This is a genomic window from Pontibacter oryzae, from assembly GCF_003576375.1.
Classification (GTDB): domain Bacteria; phylum Bacteroidota; class Bacteroidia; order Cytophagales; family Hymenobacteraceae; genus Pontibacter; species Pontibacter oryzae.
Genome location: NZ_QWGE01000001.1, coordinates 1162647 through 1181736, shown reverse-complemented (window position 1 = coordinate 1181736; position 19090 = coordinate 1162647). Strand labels below are relative to the sequence as shown.

The window sequence follows — 19090 nt, the reverse complement described above, 5'->3', positions numbered from 1 at the left end:
GCGGGGCCTTCTTGCGTTATAGCAACAACACCACACCGGGACAGCGCAGGCGCAAAGAGAACCCCGCGAATAGCCAGCATGACTAAGGATATTCTAAGCAGCCATATCCACTTGATGTATGGTCAAGTTTTAGCACCTTGCGCTCTCTGCAGCCATGTCACAGGCAGATTATGCAGAGAGCCTTTTATGACTCTTGCGTTTAAAGACTGCACAAGCATCTAAACTACTCTTTTAGAAGACAGGTTCGTATCGATTTATCTTAAGTAGGAATTTGCTGTCAATAACTGATGAGGGAGATTGTATTCTTATGATCACTTTTAGCTGACATGAATGACAAACTTGTATTTAACATACACACATCATATCAATCAATAACCGTCCATTGCTGAAAGGTAGGTTATAATAGAACCTCGTTCTTGAGATAAGTTTGTTTACACACATGGCTCATTAATACTTTCTGTAATTGAAAGGATTGCGAGCATTAAAAAAGGGCCACATTTGTGGCCCTTTAAATTTTAAATTAAGTAAGAATGATTATTTTCTTCCCGCTACGGAAGTATAGAAATCATTCTCGGATAAGTATGTATTAGCCAATTCCTGAAGTTCAGGTGAAGTTATAGTACGGATAGTAGTTACGTAGTTATTATAATGCTCTTGCGGCAAATCATGGAGCACCATGCGTTTATACCTGTCACACTGATCGAAGATAGTAGCGATATCGTTTAAGAACTTGCCTAACATGTAGTTTTTAACTGTTTCTAATTCAGTTTCTGGTACTAACTCTTGTTGCAGCGTCTTAACCTCCTTTAGGATCTCAGAAATAGTGTCATCAGTTACAGCATAGTTTACATCTGTACCTATAAAGAAAAGTGTATCAAGCTCTTTAGGAGATATGGCAGAGTAAATCCCGTACGTATAGCCCTTGTCTTCACGGATATTGCGCATAAGCCGTGAGCCGAAATAACCGCCAAGTATTTCATTCAATACTAATAATTTTTGATAATCTGGTTCTGTGATCTTGGGGAAGCGCTTACCTATACGGATGGAAGATTGCAGGCTATCTTCCACCTGAACAAGGTTAAACTTATTTTCCGAAGTTACTATATCGTGAGCATGCGCAGATACGGATGCATTAGATGGCTGTATTTGCAACTTAGCAATCTCCTGCTCCAAGTGGCGTTGCATCTGATCATCAATGGCACCACAGGCAAAAACTTCAAGTTCCTGGGTTACAAACCTACTCTTGTAGTATGCTTCTGTATCTTCTTTAGTAATGGCTTCTAACACGCCTTCATCGAACCCAAAAGTATAAGGGTGCCTATCCCCGTAAATTTGTTGGGTAAAACTATGGGTAGCCAGGTAATTGTTCTTTTGGCGCTGTACTTTAAGTGATTGAATGGTGCGTTGTTTCAGCAGATTAAATTCTTCTTCCGGAAAAGTCGGATTCTGAAGTACATCCAAGACCAGCGGCAGGAGTTCAGAAGTATACTTCGCCAAACAGTATAATGTATACTCTGAGCGATCGTAGCCGTGGTTGTTTTCAAAAGAAGCACCATAGAAGGCCACTTTATCCGCGATTTGCTTGGCCGTGTGGTTCAAGCTGCCTTCTAACAGCATTCTAGCCGCTAGGTCAGATGCTCCTTTTTTGGCTTCAAACCATTTGCCGGCTTTAAAAACAAAATCCAGCCTGATCACAGGCTGGGTTTCGCTTTTTATAGCATGCAGTCTCGCTCCGTTGCTTAGGTGGGTTACCTCGGCTATTTGGATGTTGACCGCATCTATTTCATATGTTTCAGGAGCTTTTGTTCTATCAAGCATTCTTAAGTATGTGTTTACTATTCTAAGTTTAGGGCAAGTGTAAAGCGCCATGTATCGGCGAGTGGGTTGCCCTGATCGTTTGGAATTAGATAAGCAGCATCCAGGCCAAATTTCTGATAGCGTACCCCTAAGCCAGCAGAGAAGTACTTTCTGCCACCTTTATCCGGGTGCTCATAGAAATAGCCTGCGCGCGCCGCGAAGAGCTCATTATACCAGTACTCTACGCCAGCCGAAAGGTTGACTTCTTTTAACTCCTCACTGGCTCCGCCTTCAGCATCGCCAAAGGAAGAGAAAATACCACTGATAACGCTCTGGTCAGTATCAGCGCCAGGCGACGGAACAAGAAGCTTGTTCGCATCCAGGAGGAACGTTAAGGAGTTGTAGGCATCCAAGTTATACTTTAATGCTGTTCCTAGCTTTAAGTTTGTAGGTAAAAAGCTTTTGTCTTCGTTTTCGGAATAGGCGATTTTACCGCCAATGTTAGAAATGGAAGCGCCTAAAGCTAGGTTTAGGTCTTGGTTCAGGTCTTTGTTGTAATACACACCTACATCCACAGCGGCTGTGTTGCCAGGCTGCGACTCGGTGTTTGTACCGCTAACATTAACATCTCCGGCAAGGTTAGAATGTATAAACCGTGCAGTAACGCCTAAGCTAAAGTTTTCGCTCAACGCCTGACCGTAAGAAACGGCTACAGCCAATTCCTTAGGGTTATAGTTCTGCAAAGGCTGCTGGTTAGCATCTATAAACTGAATATCGCCCAAATCGAAATACATCAATGAAAGGGAAATAGCCGAAGTCTCGTTTAGTTTTTTGTAACCAGAAAGGTAGTTCAGCGACATATCGTCCACGATGTTGCTAAGCCACGGAGAGTATGAAAATGATACACTAAGGTCGTTTTGCACGAAGCCAAGCTTAGCTGGGTTCCAGTAAGATGCATTGGCATCAGGAGATGAAGCCACGCCGGCATCACCCAACGCTGCGGCACGGGAGTCAGGGCCAACAGTCAGGATCGGAACGGCTGTGGTTACGGCGTTCAGGTCAGAGCCTGTTGTGGTTGACTGCCCCTGAGCAAAAGCTATTGGAGCTGAAATTAAGGCGAGCGCCAATGCGGCGGCCTTCAATGTCTTACTATTTTTATGCATATGAAGGGTATTGATAGCTATATCAAATATAGAAAATTTGTAGTACTAAACTAGTTTATGATTATAAGTTTCTCAACTTTTGAGGCCTTAGCTCCATCCTGCTCCGATTGCACAAGCACTCTATACACATAAACGCCTTTTGGCAGTACATCATTGTGCTCATTAAGGCCATCCCAGGTTAAATTGTTAACGCGTGCCGTGCTGTTGTTAAACCTAGAATGCAGTGTTTTTACCAGTTGCCCTGAGATGGTAAAGATTTGCACCTGCACCGCTAAGTTTTCTCCGGCTCTGTTATGATCAAATTGGAAAGTTGTGTTGCTAGCAAAAGGATTCGGGTAGTTGAGTACATGCTCTAACGCAAGTTGTGCGTCATTTGATACAAAAAACTCTATATAAGCCTCTGCAGAGTTATTATGCGTATCCCAGGCTTTAAGGCTAATATTGTGGGGGCCGGGGGTAAGGTTCTTAAGCGTGTACTGAATTTCTCCTGCCTGGTAACTGTTTGGGGCTGAAGTATAATAATCGTTGAGGGCCACTAGATTTGCCTGGTCGTTGTCGAGCACGGCAGTGATTTCGTGGCCAATGCCAATGCCTGCCGTGTTGATACCGTTATCATCGAAAAGCTTAGCTAACAAAGTTGTTGTTTGCCCGGTTAATCCCCCTGATACGAAAGACTCATCGTCCATGAACAGTTTTATACTTGGCGGCTCATTATCAGAGGGAGCGGTTTTGGAGGTGCCGCCTATTATTACCTCTTGGTTTGAGCCTAAGGCATCCTGTGTGTCGTTACTGGCATACATGCTAATCTTACCCTGCCCAAAGTTGTAGGCAATGTCTTTGGGTACGACAAAGGATATCTCGAAGAGACCATCATTTACGGTTGCCTTGCCATCATAAATAATGTTTTCGCGCACTTTAACTGGTACCTTCTGCCCATTCTCATCACCTAAAGTATAAAGTATGGTTGGCTTTTCATAGACCTTCAGGTGCAGCGTACCCGCAAAATTACTGGCTATACTTCCGCCGGCATCCTGTATTTGGCCAGCCAACGTTACCTTGCCCAGCGCGCTAAGTGTATCGATGACGTTTTGGCGGTTGTTTATACTTGTAAGCTGTGCCTCGAGGACAGGATAGGCCAATTGCATGGACGGATCCGCAAGCAAGGAGAAATTTCGGTTATTCACCCCAGTGGAGCCACTTGAGTTAGAAGTGATGCTATTGTTTTTGGTAAGCCTTACCAGATCGCCGAGGCGGGGCATGCGGCCATTGATTGGGGCAAACGCGGTTTGATAGAAATTACGGTTAAGTACACGGTTAGAATTAGAGTATACCGGGCGTGTAGTCGTGATCAGGCCAATGGCACCACCTTCGGCATGCAGCAGCGCCGTTTCAGCACCGGATGGCCGGCCTGGGTCGTCGTAGCGGCCAAACTCGCAGGTGGCAGTCAGCATGAAAGTATACTTGTTCTTATTCTTCCAACTGTAGATCTGCGGCATGGTCAGGATCTGCTCGCTGGCCCAGCTCACTTCGTTGCCATGGCCTGTGTAGTTAAGTATAAGCGAGCCCTGCTCTACTGCTTTGTCAATCGCGGCAGTGGCATCGGGTACGCGTTGGCCATTGGCTACTGCCTGTTGCTGGTATAAATCGGTATATACCTTAGTAGGGTTATACTTCGGGTGATTTTCTATGAGATAGTCAGCAAGGAACTCGGCATCGTTCTGGTGCTCATTGTAGTCCCCATCATCAGCAACGAGTGTGATGCGGTTTCGCCAGTTGCCAAAGTGGGCCGGGCTGTCATAAGCAATAATCTTATTAACCATAACAGCGGCTTCCGGTGCTGATTTAGCCGGAAGCCTGCCAATCCCGATATCCATCAGATGGTCGCCAAGCGCATTTTCGGCCCATTCACCTTCGTTTTCGTCCAGGAAGCCATAATAATCTTCAGAAGAATAACTGGTAATTGGATGCAGGGATTGCCGCGATTCATAGATCGGGACGAAATTAGTGTTGTTCCGGATGCGGTTTTTATAATCGTAGCTGGCATCTCCAAAGAGCAACAGGTACATAACGTCGCCACTGGGTTTGTTGCTGCGGCTGTAGAGCATGCGCATAAAATCGCGGATAGCCGTAACATCCTGCGCCCCAGACGAGAACTCGTTATAAATCTGCGTAGTAGTAACTACGGCAACCTGCATATTGCTGTGTTGCGCGCGATGGGCTGCCAGCCTGTTTGCTTCTTGCACAAAGCCCGGATAGGTAACGATCACAAAATCGAGGGTGCCGCTGCTGTTCAGGCTATGCAAGTTCTGGTTCGCCACCTTGCCAAGCACAACAGGTTTGCTGCTAATACTGCCTGCCTGGAACGCTACAAACTCGCGCAGCAAATCTGTACTCGTGCTAAATGTACCGCTGTTATGCTCCTGCGCTACTACCTGCAGTGGGTTAGTAACATCCCAGATTGAAATGCCAGCTGGTGTGCCTGCGAGGGCAAAAGTGCTTACTGGCTGGTTTATACTTTCCACCGACCGAAAGGCAGTTTGCTCGCCGTACATTTTCAGTTGCCGCTCGTAGCTAAGCTCCAGGTAATTCAGGTATCCCAGGGCCGTAGAACTGCCGTTGGTGCCAAATGTTAGCGTTGCTTTATAGTCGCCGGAGCCTACTTGTTGTTGGTTGGTGGTATAGGTTTTGGTGCTGTTTACGCCTTCCGGGTGGTAATTGTAGCTGCCGCGGTTAGGTATACTCTGCGAGCCGAGTGTTTGGCCGTTCAGGGCAACGCTGAAGGAGCAGTCGGTGGGGGAGTTGGCCATTAATGCTGCGGTAAGCTTTACCTCCGAGCCTGCCACCGCATCCGAAGCCTGAAACGTAAACTCGCGGCTAGCCTGAAAAGCACTAAACTCCTCGCCATACCAATCACGGCCCGAGAAGACCATGTTTTTCAGCTCTTTCTCGTAAAAAAGCCTTTCGTTGTAGCTTGTAATGGTTTGTTGCGCACCTGTTGCCTGCGCCCGGTTAGTCATGCGTGCACCGGGGCTATGGTTAATGCGCAGGAAATAGAAAGCGGTATCGGAGTAGATATTGAGCTCGTGCCGGAATTGCTTCTGCGTGGCGTCGTAGTTCCAGGTGTGTGGGCCTTTGGCGTAAAACAGTACGTAATCGGCATCGTCAAACTTTCCGTCAGCTTCGCCAACTACCGTAATGGCATTTTCCTGGAGGTCGTCGGGGCGTGGAGTGCTATTAGGTTGGGGCAGCATGCCGCCGCCGTTGCCAAACAACTGAATCTTTTTGGGGTCTATACTTTGGGTGTTGATGCCAAGCGCCTGTAATACGCTTCTATCAATCTTATAAATGCCGCTGCTTGTTACAGCCAGCTTGTACCAGTCTCCGGAGCCGAGCACCGAGCCGGATGCAAACCCACCAGATGCGGCACCAGTGGTCTGTGCGGAGGCGGCCGTGCAGGCCAGGCTCAGCAAAAACAGCGCACATGCATAAGCCAATCGCTTGGGCCACATCATAAGCAAGTAACATTTAATAAAAAAACTACCTGCACAACAGTAACTTGAAGTGCAGGCAGCTACCTTCTCTTTCAACAAAGATAAGGCTAAATTATTGTAATACAGCAGGCTTTATACTTGCGTTAGTTCAAAAGTATAAGACTCCATGATTAGGTTAGCCAGCAGTTTGCTACAGGCTTTCTCTACTTTCTCACGGGCAATTTCCTCGGTTTCCGCCTCTAGGTTCAGGGTAATGTGCTTGCCAATACGCACATCGTCTACTTGGTCCAGGCCAAGGTGCTCCAGGCCCAGCAGCACGGCTTTGCCTTGTGGGTCTAACAACTCAGGGCGAGGCATTACGTCGATTTCAGCAACAAATTTCATGATGTATGGGATGTTTTTTTGATGATAGACAATAGTACGTACAAAAGTATAACCAGCGGTATAGCCGCGAATTTAAGCATAGCCAGCAAGATAACCGACAAGCCCAGGAAAATAAACCGGATTGAGTTGTCCTGCCATGTGAAATTCTTGAATTTCAGGGCGAAAAGCGGCAATTCTGCCACCAGTAAAAAAGACAGCAGTATGGTTAAGGCCAACAGCACCGGCTGGTTCAGGATAATCTCGAACATTACTAGGTCGCCGGTTTCAAGAATAAGCGGGAGCGAGGCTACAAACAACGTACAGGCCGGCGTTGGCAAACCGATAAAAGAAGTAGTCTGGCGGGTATCGATGTTGAATTTAGCCAAACGCAGCGCCGAGAATATCGTGATCAGGAAACCGAAAAAAGGAAGTATGTCGGCGGGTATGCCTAGAAAAGGAGCCTCGATGCGCTGTAGCAGCATAAACATAATTGTGCCGGGCACCACGCCAAAGGATACCATGTCGGCCAGTGAGTCCAGTTGCTTGCCAATTTCTGAGTAAGCGTGTATCAGGCGGGCAATCATACCATCCAAGAAATCGAAAATGGCTGCAATGCCTACCAGGTAGGCCGTTGATACCAGTTCTCCTTTAAAGGCAAAGTATAAACCCAGGCAACCCGAAAACAGGTTAAGGCAGGTAATGGCGTTAGGGATATGTTTTTTCATGTGAAGGGTGTGCGGAAGTATAGTTAGCGCAGAAAAGGGTTAGATTTTTTCTCAAACCCGATGGTAGTTTCCGGACCGTGTCCAGGGTATACCGTCACGTCATCAGGCAGAGCAAACATCTTATCTTTTATACTTTGGATAAGCGTGTCGAAATCACCGCCCGGCAGGTCGGTGCGGCCAATGCTGCCCCTAAAGAGCACATCGCCGCCAATGCATACTTTCTCTGGACCGTTGTAGAACACCACATGCCCTGGCGCGTGCCCAGGCATAAAGAGCACTTGCAGCTCCGTGTTGCCAAATTTTACGGTATCACCTTCTTTTAAGTATGATGCCGGCAGTTGCTCGGCGTAGAGCGGGAAGCCGTAGTTGGGAGCGTAGGTCGGGACGGCGCGCAAAACCTGCTCATCCTCGGGGTGTATTTCCAGGCCAACCTTATAAGTATTAGCAACAAAGGCATTGCCCAGCACGTGGTCTATGTGGCAATGCGTGTTCAGCAGGCGCACCACCTTCAGGCCATTATCCTCGATGTATTTTTTCAGTTGCTCCTGCTCGGCGCGCTCATAGCAGCCTGGGTCTATTACTACGCATTCTTTGGTGTCGTCGTGCAGCAGGTAAGTATTCTCCTGAAATGGGTTAAATGTAAGGCAGGTAACCTTCATAGCTTTCTCCTCTGGTGTTTAAAGTAGCACAAAATCGGCTTGTAAGTTAAGAATTTACGCGGTACATCTCGTAACTTGCCTTGATGAAATACGATTTTATAGTGGTAGGCCATGGCCTGGCCGGTGCCATACTTAGCTATACGCTACGCAAGAAGGGAGCACGTGTGTTGGTGATTGATGAGCCAAGGCCAAGTGCCGCATCGCGGGTGGCAGCCGGTTTAGTTAACCCCATTGCGGGCAAGCGCTTCGCGAAAACCTGGTTGGCCGATGCGTTTATACCTGCCGCAGATGCTTTTTACAAAGAGTTGGAAGCTCATTTTGAGCAGGAGTTGTATGTGCACAAACCAATCTATAAGATTTTCTCATCTATTGAAGAACAAAATACCTGGATGGCTAAAAGCGCCGGTACCGACTGGCAAGGCTACATCCTGGCCACGCATACCCAAAGTATAAACCAGCCTGGCATAGACGACCCGCGGGGCGGTATAATGATTGGCCGGGGCGGCTACCTGAAAGTGGCCGACATGCTGCTCCTGCTGGCAAATGAGCTGCTTGCCCAAAACCTGATGCTGCCCGAACGCTTCGAGATGGAGCAACTGCAACTAACTGGGCAGGGTGTGCGCTATAAGCAGTTTGAGGCAAAGCACTTGATTTTCTGCGAAGGCTTTCAGGTAACACAGAACCCATACTTCCGGTGGTTGCCGATACAACCTACTAAAGGCGAGGTGCTGGAGGTGCAGGCTCAGAATTTTAACCCGGAATGCATCTATAACAAAGCCGTTTACGTTGTTCCGATAGGTGAAGGCCGTTTTAAAATAGGGGCTACCTACAACTGGCGCCAACCCGATGAAGAGCCGACCCCGGAGGGGCAGCAGGAGCTAACGGAGCGCTTTAGCCAGATTACTTCTCAGCCATTCCAGGTAATGCAGCATTGGGCAGGCATCCGGCCCGCCGTCCGCGACCGAAAGCCGCTGGCTGGCACGCACCCGCAGCACCCGCAGCTGAGCGTATTTAATGGCATGGGGTCCAAGGGCGTGCTGATGGCCCCATACTTGGCGGAGCATTTTACCGAAGCACTTATGGGGGCAACGGAGGTGATGCCGGATATACACATTGCAAGATATTTATCGTTATATTACGACTATATAAAAGACCAAACCCAGCAACTATAAGCGCATGCGTTTTTATACCAGATTTCTACCTCTGTTTATACTTGGCCTGTTCTCGGCCGCTACCCTGCAGGCGCAGCGAAACGTAGAAACATTCGGGAAAAGCCGGATACAGTACAAAGACTTTAACTGGATGCTGTACAGTACGCAGAACTTTAATGTGTACTTCTACAAAGGCGGTCAGGACGAAGCAATGAACGCAGCCACGTATGCAGAAAAAGAGCTCAAGCGCATCACCAGCCTGATCGGATATTACCCATATTCTAAAATAACGCTTATACTTTACAACTCACCCTCTGACCTGCTGCAGAGCAATATCGGCCTTAATAATGACCTATACCAGACGGGTGGCGAAACGCTTTTCCTGAAAAACAAGATCGAACTGGCCTACGGCGGCACCCAAACCGAGTTTAAGCACGACCTGAACTACCGCCTCACGCAGTTGCTGATGAACGACATGATGTATGGCGGCAGCTTGAAGGAGGCCTTGCAAAGCAGCTACCTGCTACGCCTGCCCGAGTGGTTCATCAGTGGCGTGGCAGCCTACACGGCAGAGGGTTGGGGCATCCGGATGGACAGCTACATGCGCGAGATGCTGATGCAGCAGGATAAAATACGCCCCGAAAAGTTGTTTGCCAAGAATTCTGAGCTAACCGGCCAGAGCGTGTGGAACTACATTGCCGAGCGCTACGGCTACACGGCCATCCAGAACATACTTAACCTTACCCGCATCACCCGCGATGTGGAGATAGGTATTACAAGCAGCCTGAACGTGCCTTACAAGCGCTTTCTGCAAGACTGGTACAACTACTACGTGCAGATAAACACCACCACCGATAACCCGCTGGTGCAATTGCCGGAGCAGGCCAAGCTATTCAAAAAGAACAAAGAGAACCATTATTACGGCAAGCCGCTGCTAAACCCGCAAGGTACCATGTTAGCCTACGTTAAAAACGACAATGGCATTTACAAAGTGTTTGTGCAGGATGTGCGCACCAAAAAAGATCATGTAGTATGGCGGGCCGGCTATAAGAACATGGACCAGGATGTGGATTACGATATGCCCGTATTAGCTTGGCGCTCTAACACGCAGCTAGGGTTGGTAGAAGCCAGACGGGGCAAGATGACATTGCGCCAAGTGGATGCAAGTAGCCGTTACTCATTTATCCCTTTTTACGAAAACCTGACTACGCCTGCCGCCACTCTTGAGGACTTTGCCCACGTAAACAGCATGGATTACGCCGAAGATGGCCAAACAATTGTAGTTAGTGCCGTGCGCAATGGGCAAACCGATTTGTTCTTGCTTCGTGCCAATGGCCGCTTGCAGCAGCAACTCACCAATGATATATTTGATGACGTAGACCCTGTGTACCTGCGCAATAATGGCGGCATTGCCTTTAGCTCTAACCGCTGGGAAGATAACGCGAGCAATGCTGCATCTCCGGACTTTAACAGCATAGTAAATAACTATGATGTCTTTCTGTTGCAGCAACAGGGGGTAAACAGCAACATCCGGCAGCTTACCAGCGACATCGCCAGCGAAATGAGCCCACGCGCCACCGAAGACGGTAACCTGTTATACCTGAGCGAGCAAAGCGGCATACGGAGCGTGTATAAGTATGATTTAAATACCGGAAACAGCACACCTGTCACTAATTTTGTGGAAGGCATTGAGGAGTATGATTATGTGCCGTCGGCTAATGTGCTAGCTGTAACTGCCTACGACGACGCCGATAATTTCATATACCTGCTGCCTAACTTTACACCCACTACATTAAGCGCGCTGCCAAAAACATCCCGGCAGATCATACTTGAGACTAGGGCACGCACTGCCGAGAATGCCATTGCAGCCCGCCGCAAACTGCTGGAGCAGCAAAAAGACAGTACAGCCGCGCGCCAGGAAGGAGAGATAAACATCGATAATTATGAATTCGATAAGTCCTCAACACAAACGCAACAGCAGAAACGCGCTGGCGCTCCGGTGCGCCGTGCCAGCACCGGGAGCAACTCCGTTGATGTGGTAGGTCCGCTGGACTACGATCTTCGCTTTAGCGTGCAGGAAATCATCACGTCAGTTAACGCAGACCCATTGTTAGGCTTTGGCATTGTGGCTGGCGTAGAGATGAGCGATTTGTTCGAGAACCACCACATCAGGGGCACAGCCTTTATGCGCACCGACTTCGAAACGAATAATTTCTTTGCGGAATACATGAACCTCTCGAACCGTGTGGATTTAGGTGTGCAGTTTGAGCGGGCAACCTTGCGCGGCAACTTCTTAAATGCGCCTGGCTCCATTGTAAACTTTACTAAAAATGAGCTCACACCAGTACTTAAGTATCCATTCAGCCATAGCACCAGCCTACACCTGAAGCCGAAGTTTGTAAGCACACGCTTCACGAATAAAATAGATTTCTCGGTGCCAGATACGGTGGAAAACTTCTGGGGTGGTAACGTGGAACTGGTGTATGACAACAGCGTAATTACAGGTGTAAACCAGCGCGAAGGAACACGCTTTAAGGTTGGCTTTTTATCGCTGAAAGGGGCTGAAGGCGCGCAAGGCAACTTCAGTAAGTTTTACGTTGATTTCAGACACTACTTAAAAATACATCGCCAGATCATACTTGCCACGCACCTAAGCTATGGCACTTTCTTCGGAAATTCCCAAAAGAAATTTCTGATAGGTGGCATGAATAACTGGCTGCTGGCCGACGAGGACGAAGGCGCTGAACTTAATGATGTGCAGATCAACGCACCAGCCGACCTGTTTTACCTGGAGTACATTACGCCGTTGAGGGGCTTTAACTTTAACGTGCGCAGCGGTAGCCGCCACTTGCTAGCCAATGCTGAGTTGCGCATCCCGATTGTGCAATACCTGTATAACGGGCCGATTGCTTCAGGCTTTTTCCGAAACCTGCAGCTAACTGCCTTTGCCGATGCAGGCTCGGCTTATAGCGGAGCCAACCCGTTTTCGGGCAATAACTCCATTAACACGCGGGTAACAGGCGGCACCACTGATCCGCTGAACGTAGATAAGTTTGATATCACTATTGTAAACTATCGCAACCCTTTCCTGGTAGGCTACGGCTTTGGCGCACGCACCACACTGCTAGGTGTATATGGCAAGCTCGATGTAGCTTGGGGCGAGGAGGAAAACAACCGGGTAGGCCCTAAATTCTATGTAACGCTTGGTTACGATTTCTAATACCAAACACACCCTACCGCATGAACCGAAAAGCTAGAAGCTTCGGTATAGGCGCTGTATTGCTGCTGGCTTTAGCAGCAGCCTGGATACACATGACCGATAAGAACTATGTGTACAAAGCCATCGCCTACAATTTTGCCGATATTGACGACAACGCCATTTTTGAGCAGCGCACCGTAGACTCGCCGGCTATACCGCAGCCGTGGCCGCTTGCAGCTAAGTATAACACCACACTGTTGCCCGCCGAGCTTGAGCAACTGCATCAGGATTTGGAATCCATTGCCTTTCTAGTGGTAAAAGATGATTCCATACTTTATGAGCAGTACTGGGATGGGTATTCCGATGAATCCCTCAGCAACTCGTTTTCCATGGCTAAAAGCATTGTGAGTATGCTGATTGGCGTGGCTATTAAAGAAGGTAAGATAGAAAGTGTTGATCAGCCTGTTGGCGATTTCCTGCCGAGGTTCAGAAAAGGAAACAAGGCTAAGATAAGGATAAAGCATTTGCTCTGGATGAGCTCTGGTCTTAATTGGGACGAATCATACAGTAATCCCTTCTCCATGACCACAGAGGCATACTATGGCACCGACCTGAAAAAGGTGATAAACCGCCTGGATGCAGAAGATGAGCCCGGCCAGCAGTGGAGCTATAAAAGCGGCGACACGCAGGTGCTGGGCTTTGTGCTGGAGGCGGCAACAGGCAAGAGCCTGAGCGAGTACGCAGAGGAAAAGCTCTGGAAGCCGCTGGGTGCCGCACACGATGCCGAATGGAGCGTTGATAATCCGTCAGGTATCGAGAAAGCCTACTGCTGTTTCTTCTCCAATGCCCGCGATTTTGCCAGGCTTGGCAAACTATACTTGCACAATGGTATCTGGAACGGTGATACAATTGTACCGCCAGCCTACGTAACAGCCTCGCTCATGCCCAACAACCTTGTATCAGCGACTACCGGCGAGAAAGTAGACTTCTATGGATACCAATGGTGGCTAATCCCAAAGTATAAAGGCCAAGATATCTTTTACGCCCGGGGCATTTTAGGGCAATATATCATCGTAATCCCTGAGGAAAATATCATTATTGTGCGGCTTGGCAAAGAGCGCGGCGAGCGCATTAACAACCATCCCAGCGAGGTTATGGCCATGATTGATGCCGTGAACAAAATGGTAAACTAGGCTTTAGAGCCAAGCCTGAAAGCAAAACCCCGCTGCCGTTCTTAAATAAAGATGGCAGCGGGGTTTTGCTTTAGAAGAATTTATACTTTAGGCCAACTTATCAGTTGCTACAGGATAGTGTGGGTCTTCCAGGATATTTACCTCAATTACCTCTTCCGCATTTTTAAGCAGCACTCTACAGTCTTCGCTGAGGTGCTTCAGGTGCAGTTTCTTGCCGGCAGCATGGTAGCGCTCGGTCAGTTTGTTCAGGGCGTCAATACCAGACATATCGGCTACGCGGCTTTCCTTAAAGTCAACTACAACTTCCTCCGGGTCGTTCAGCACGTCAAATTTTTCAGAGAATGCCGTAACGGAGCCGAAGAACAGTGGGCCGTAAATCTCGTAATGCTTCACGCCGTTGGCATCCACATACTTTCTGGCTCGGATGCGCTTGGCGCTCTCCCAGGCAAATACCAAAGCAGAGATAATCACACCGATAAGTACAGCTAACGCAAGGTTATGCAACCAGATAGTAATTATCGCTACAAGTATGCCTACAAACACATCTTGTTTCGGCATTTTGTTGATAATCCGGAAACTGATCCACTCAAAGGTGCCTACTGCCACCATCACCATAACGCCTACCAGCGCGGCCATTGGTACCAGCTCAATTACCGGGGCTCCAACAAGTATGATCACCAGAATAGTAAGTGCGGCAATGATACCTGCCAAACGCGCGCGCGCACCTGCCGAAAGGTTTACCAGCGTTTGCGCGATCATGGCGCAGCCACCCATCCCGAAGAAGAAACCGTTTAACAGGTTAGCACTGCCTTGGGCCACGCACTCGCGGTTGCCCTGGCCTCTGGTGCCAGTAATTTCATCTACTAGATTTAGCGTCAGGAGGCTCTCCGTTAGGGCCACACCAGCCATAATGAGGGCATAAGGGAAAACGATCTGCAGTGTTTCAAAGGTAAACGGAACAGCCGGGATATGGAAAGGAGGCAAGCCTCCGCTTACAGCGGCAATATCGGATACGGTTTTTGTATCGATATCGAAGCCAAGCACAACGAGGAATACCACGATGATGGCAACCAACGATGGCGGCACAGCTTTGGTAAAACGCGGAAGTATAACAATAATGGCTATGGTTAGGGCAACAAGCGCGGCCATAATATATAATGTGTTTCCGGTGATCCAGGTTACATCGCCGTTTACCACGGTTTTAAACTGCTCCAGCTGCGACATGAAAATGATAACGGCCAGGCCATTAACAAAGCCATACATAACCGGCTGCGGCACCAACCGGATAAACTTGCCAAGCTTAAACACACCAACCAGGATCTGAAGTATACCTGCCAGCGCCACGGCTGCAAAAACATACTCTAACCCATGCGATTGCATCAGGGCTATGAGCACCACCACGGTAGCACCCGCGCCACCTGAGATCATGCCGGGCCGCCCGCCCAGTGCAGCCGTAACCAAACCCATGATAAAGGCGGCGTACAAACCCATTAGTGGTGGGAAACCGGCCAGGATCGCAAAAGACAGCGACTCAGGGATCATGGTCATAGCTACGGTAAGGCCTGCCAGAATCTCAACTTTATAATCGACCTTTTGGCTGAAGTCAAACAGTCTGAGGTATTGTTTCATGCTATTATTCGATAAATAGATATGTGCTAGACTATAAGAGACTTGCTTTGAAAGTGTAAATGCCCGACTACAGGCTATAGCAAGCCTCTTTTAATACGGAGCGCCAGCAACGTGCAGGAAGCCCCGTGTTAAAGTTTATGTTGAAAGAGAAAGTATAATTTTAAGAGCGCAGACAAGCCAATGCATACCTGGCGGGCTGTAAGTGGTTCCCATCAGTGCCCGGCTGAAAGCGGATAAGCTAAAATCAGGGTGGAGTAAGTAATTTGAAATGCACCGTTTCTCTCATTGCGGGTGCAAAATTAGCAAATTATATTTTAAAGCGCAGGCCCTCTGTGAAAACTACCCGCCAAAGTCACCTAAAGCTACAGCGGCTAAGTATAAAAAAACCGGGTGGCAGCCCTTAAGGCCAGCACCCGGTATCAATATTCTCTTGAGGGAAAAGTTAACGTTAGTGTGTGTTAAGCATTAACCATGTTCAGGATAGACTCAAAGATGGCGCGGCCATCGGTGTTGCCCAACTCGGGGTCTACGGCGCGCTCTGGGTGCGGCATCATGCCAAATACATTCTTCTGCTCGTTGCTTACGCCGGCAATGTTCAGCAGGCTGCCATTTATGTTGTAGATATCGTGCGTATCGGCCACGTTGCTGCTATACTTGAACATGATCTGCTCGTTGTCCTCCAGTTTGCGCAGCGTGTCTTTATCGGCGTGGTAACGGCCCTCGCCGTGCGCCACCGGAATCTTGTACGCTTTGTCTAGGTCCAGCAGGCGTGTAGGCAGCAGGTTGTTAGTAACCGGCTTGATGTACACGTTATCGCAGATAAACTTTTGGTTTGCGTTGCGCAGCAGGGCGCCTGGCAGCAGGCCCGCCTCCGTCAGGATTTGGAAGCCATTGCAGATACCCATTACGTAACCGCCTTTGTTAGCATGCTGGATCACCTCCTGCATGATAGGCGAGAAACGCGAGATAGCACCAGAGCGCAGGTAATCCCCATAGGAGAAGCCACCTGGCAACAGTATAAAATCACAGCCTTGCAAATCGTGGTCTTTATGCCACAGTTTCACACACTCTTGCCCCATGCCAATGCTGATAGCATCTACAAGGTCTTGGTCGCAGTTGGACCCCGGAAAAACGACTACACCAAATTTCATGGTTCAAAGTTAAGTAATTTATACTTGGGCTGCACACACAAAATACTGGTTTTGCAGCTTTCATATTAGGCAGCTGTACAAATGTGAATAATTATCCCTAATTTGCCAAAGTATCATTTTAAAAGAGCTTATGTTGCAGTCAATGACAGGCTTTGGCAGCGCCCGCCTCGATGCCGACCAGTATTCGATCTCAGTGGAAATCCGTTCGCTTAACTCCAAAAGTATGGACCTCAGTGTGCGTTCCCCTAAGTTCCTGTCGGATAAGGAGTACGAAATCCGCAATCTGGTGCAGAAGGCACTGATTCGAGGCAAAGTAAGTGTTACGGTAGAGTTTACGAAGAACAAATCGCAGCGCGCCCGCAACACAGTTAACAAAGAATTGCTGAAATCATACTTTACAGAGCTAAGCAGTGTAGCTGATGCTTTGGGTGCCGAGAAAGGCGAGCTTTTCAGGCTGGCCCTGCATATGCCGGATGTGCTACAGCAGGAGGAGCAGGATGAGGAAGTAGCTGAGGCAGATTGGGAGCTGGTGCAGCCACTCTTGCAGGATGCGCTTCAGAACATCATCACGTTCCGGGCCGATGAAGGAAAGGCACTCACTGCCGAGATCATGTCTTACATAGACCGCATCCGTATTTTGCTGGCCGAGATAGAGAAGCATGACCCGGTACGCATGGAGAATATCCGTACCCGTATCCGCAACCATATTACAGAGTTATCTACTTCGGAGCACTTCGACCAGAACCGTTTTGAGCAGGAAATGGTGTACTACATGGAGAAGCTGGATATAGCCGAGGAAAAAGTGCGCTTGGTAAACCACCTGCACTATTTTACCGAAACGGTATACTTGCCAGAACCAACCGGCAAAAAACTAGGCTTCATTTCGCAAGAGATTGGCCGCGAGATCAACACTATCGGCTCAAAAGCCAACGACTCTACCATACAGCACTACGTGGTAGAGATGAAAGAAGAGCTTGAGAAAATCAAAGAACAGATCAACAACATCCTTTAAGTATAAAGTATAGTATTAAATGAGCCGTCGGCGCTGTAACCTTGTTGCAGCGCCGACGGCTTTTTTATTGCCTAAGTTATTAGCACCCGCCTTCCTGCTGCCTTAACTCCTGCCAAAAACTGCCTTTTGGCCGGGCGTGGCCTGTAGCTATACTTTCAGCTGCATTTCCATGATAAGCACATGGTGATACCCGGTTTTTTGACCGCCAGCGGCAAAAGACTTTATAAAATTGGTGAATTATTAGCACAGTACCACATGCAGCTAATGTTACTTTTGAACACTTTTGTGCTATGTTATTACTCATAATTCAGTTAAAATATCGGCATTTTGTAGCGGATTTGCCTTGTAAAACGATGTTACTTTTATAAGAATATATTCCTTCTTTTAAGTAAAAGTTTAGAGTATGTTTAGGTATTAAAAGTGTGTTAAACATAGCTATATCGACTGTATGTGCTGTGTGGCAACATGGACTTGGATTGAATTATAGGTATATTTTAGTACTTAATTATTTAATTGATCTAATAACTGTAATTCTTCTGGTTCAATTGCATTATTCTGACTCCTTATATATTACTAAACCTATATGTCTAACTTGAAATTATTTTAATTTATGAAAATGAGACGTTTATTCGCTCTTGCTGCTGTGGCAGCTGTTTTTAGCTTTTCTTCTTGCCAGCAGGAGGAGGACAGTGTAGCCAACAACGAAGTATCTGAGGCTACTTTAACCCAAATCTCACAGTTGGGCTTTAATACCGATAACGTGCAGCGCGTAGAGGGTGGTTACCTAGTAGAAGGAGACATTATTCTCTCTGCTTCTGACCTGAGCGATGCCCAGAACGTACAGAAGCTGCGCGTAGGTGAGGCAGAGCAGTACCGCACGACTAACCTGGTAAGTGTTGGAACAACTCGCACCATTAAAGTGGCTGTCTCAACATCGTTGCCGTCAGCTTATGTGGCAGCTGTAGATGAGGCGATTAGCCGTTACAACGACGAGAACCTGAAACTGAATTTTCAGCGCGTGTCTTCTGGCTACGATATCCTCTTGACTAAATCGCCATCAAACGCTACTTACCTAGCTTCTGCCGGTTTCCCTACTGGTGGTAACCCACATAACAAAGTGTTGATCAACTCTACGTATTTGGGCAGTAACCCTGGCACCAATTACTTGGCTACTATCCTGGCGCACGAGATTGGCCACTGCATTGGTTTCCGCCACACGGATTATATGGATAGAAGCTACAGCTGTGGCGGTTCATATTACAACGAAGGTGCAAGCACAGTTGGCGCTATCCAGGTGCCAGGTACGCCATCAAACGCTGACCCTAACTCTTGGATGCTAGCTTGTATCGGTACTGGTCAAAATCGTCCTTTCAACACAAATGACGTAACTGCGTTGAACTACCTTTACTAACCACCCAAGCTTACCTTTACAACAAAACTAACCTGGTAACATATAAGGCTAACGGCCTCTGCAGTACGCTGCAGAGGCCGTTTTATTTAGGCTGGGTTACATGCTGAGTGTAAGTGTAACTCAGTATCTCTTTTGAATTAACGGAG

13 protein-coding genes are annotated in these 19090 nt (G+C 48.0%); 5 read left to right on the top strand and 8 right to left on the bottom strand.

Features of this window, described 5'->3' with window-relative positions; all coding sequences use genetic code 11:
* Positions 1–534: 534 nt before the first annotated feature.
* The 6 genes from D1627_RS04875 to D1627_RS04850 form a co-directional block, all read right to left on the bottom strand.
* Complete coding sequence (locus D1627_RS04875; RefSeq protein WP_119431041.1) at positions 535–1818, bottom strand: M16 family metallopeptidase; 1284 nt, start codon at positions 1816–1818, stop codon at positions 535–537.
* 17 nt (positions 1819–1835) lie between these two features.
* Positions 1836–2960 (bottom strand): type IX secretion system outer membrane channel protein PorV, encoded by a 1125-nt coding sequence (gene porV, locus D1627_RS04870; RefSeq protein ID WP_119431040.1) that lies wholly within the window; start codon positions 2958–2960, stop codon positions 1836–1838.
* Positions 2961–3010: 50 nt separating this feature from the next.
* Entirely contained in the window at positions 3011–6472 is a 3462-nt protein-coding gene (gene porU, locus D1627_RS04865) for a type IX secretion system sortase PorU (RefSeq protein WP_119431039.1), read from the bottom strand.
* A gap of 111 nt (positions 6473–6583) precedes the next feature.
* Positions 6584–6835: a phosphoribosylformylglycinamidine synthase subunit PurS gene (gene purS, locus D1627_RS04860; RefSeq protein ID WP_119431038.1), complete on the bottom strand. Its 252-nt coding sequence runs from the start codon at positions 6833–6835 to the stop codon at positions 6584–6586.
* Positions 6832–7539 (bottom strand): CDP-diacylglycerol--serine O-phosphatidyltransferase, encoded by a 708-nt coding sequence (gene pssA, locus D1627_RS04855; RefSeq protein WP_119431037.1) that lies wholly within the window; start codon positions 7537–7539, stop codon positions 6832–6834. The genes purS and pssA overlap by 4 nt, the downstream gene beginning before the upstream one ends.
* A gap of 23 nt (positions 7540–7562) precedes the next feature.
* Positions 7563–8198, bottom strand: coding sequence for an MBL fold metallo-hydrolase (locus D1627_RS04850; RefSeq protein ID WP_119431036.1), 636 nt, complete (start codon positions 8196–8198; stop codon positions 7563–7565).
* 83 nt (positions 8199–8281) lie between these two features.
* Between D1627_RS04850 and D1627_RS04845 the strand changes: the two genes are divergently transcribed.
* From D1627_RS04845 to D1627_RS04835, 3 genes are read left to right on the top strand one after another with little or no spacing between them, the layout of a single operon-like run.
* Positions 8282–9370 (top strand): NAD(P)/FAD-dependent oxidoreductase, encoded by a 1089-nt coding sequence (locus tag D1627_RS04845; protein WP_119431035.1) that lies wholly within the window; start codon positions 8282–8284, stop codon positions 9368–9370.
* 4 nt (positions 9371–9374) lie between these two features.
* Complete coding sequence (locus D1627_RS04840) at positions 9375–12569, top strand: TolB-like translocation protein (RefSeq protein WP_119431034.1); 3195 nt, start codon at positions 9375–9377, stop codon at positions 12567–12569.
* Positions 12570–12589: 20 nt separating this feature from the next.
* On the top strand, positions 12590–13741 hold the full coding sequence (locus D1627_RS04835) for a serine hydrolase domain-containing protein (RefSeq protein ID WP_119431033.1): 1152 nt from the start codon (positions 12590–12592) through the stop codon (positions 13739–13741).
* 87 nt (positions 13742–13828) lie between these two features.
* Here D1627_RS04835 and D1627_RS04830 read toward each other — a convergent pair whose 3' ends face one another.
* Together D1627_RS04830 and purQ are read right to left on the bottom strand one after the other, a co-directional pair.
* Positions 13829–15370: a SulP family inorganic anion transporter gene (locus D1627_RS04830; RefSeq protein WP_119431032.1), complete on the bottom strand. Its 1542-nt coding sequence runs from the start codon at positions 15368–15370 to the stop codon at positions 13829–13831.
* 458 nt (positions 15371–15828) lie between these two features.
* Complete coding sequence (gene purQ, locus D1627_RS04825) at positions 15829–16521, bottom strand: phosphoribosylformylglycinamidine synthase subunit PurQ (protein ID WP_119431031.1); 693 nt, start codon at positions 16519–16521, stop codon at positions 15829–15831.
* Positions 16522–16651: 130 nt separating this feature from the next.
* On the opposite strand from purQ, the gene D1627_RS04820 reads away from it, so the two are divergent.
* Positions 16652–17533 carry a YicC/YloC family endoribonuclease gene (locus D1627_RS04820; protein WP_119431030.1) on the top strand — a complete coding sequence of 294 codons (882 nt, stop codon included), beginning with the start codon at positions 16652–16654 and terminating at the stop codon, positions 17531–17533.
* A gap of 616 nt (positions 17534–18149) precedes the next feature.
* On the top strand, positions 18150–18944 hold the full coding sequence (locus D1627_RS04815; protein WP_317125192.1) for a M57 family metalloprotease: 795 nt from the start codon (positions 18150–18152) through the stop codon (positions 18942–18944).
* The last annotated feature ends 146 nt before the right edge of the window (positions 18945–19090 follow it).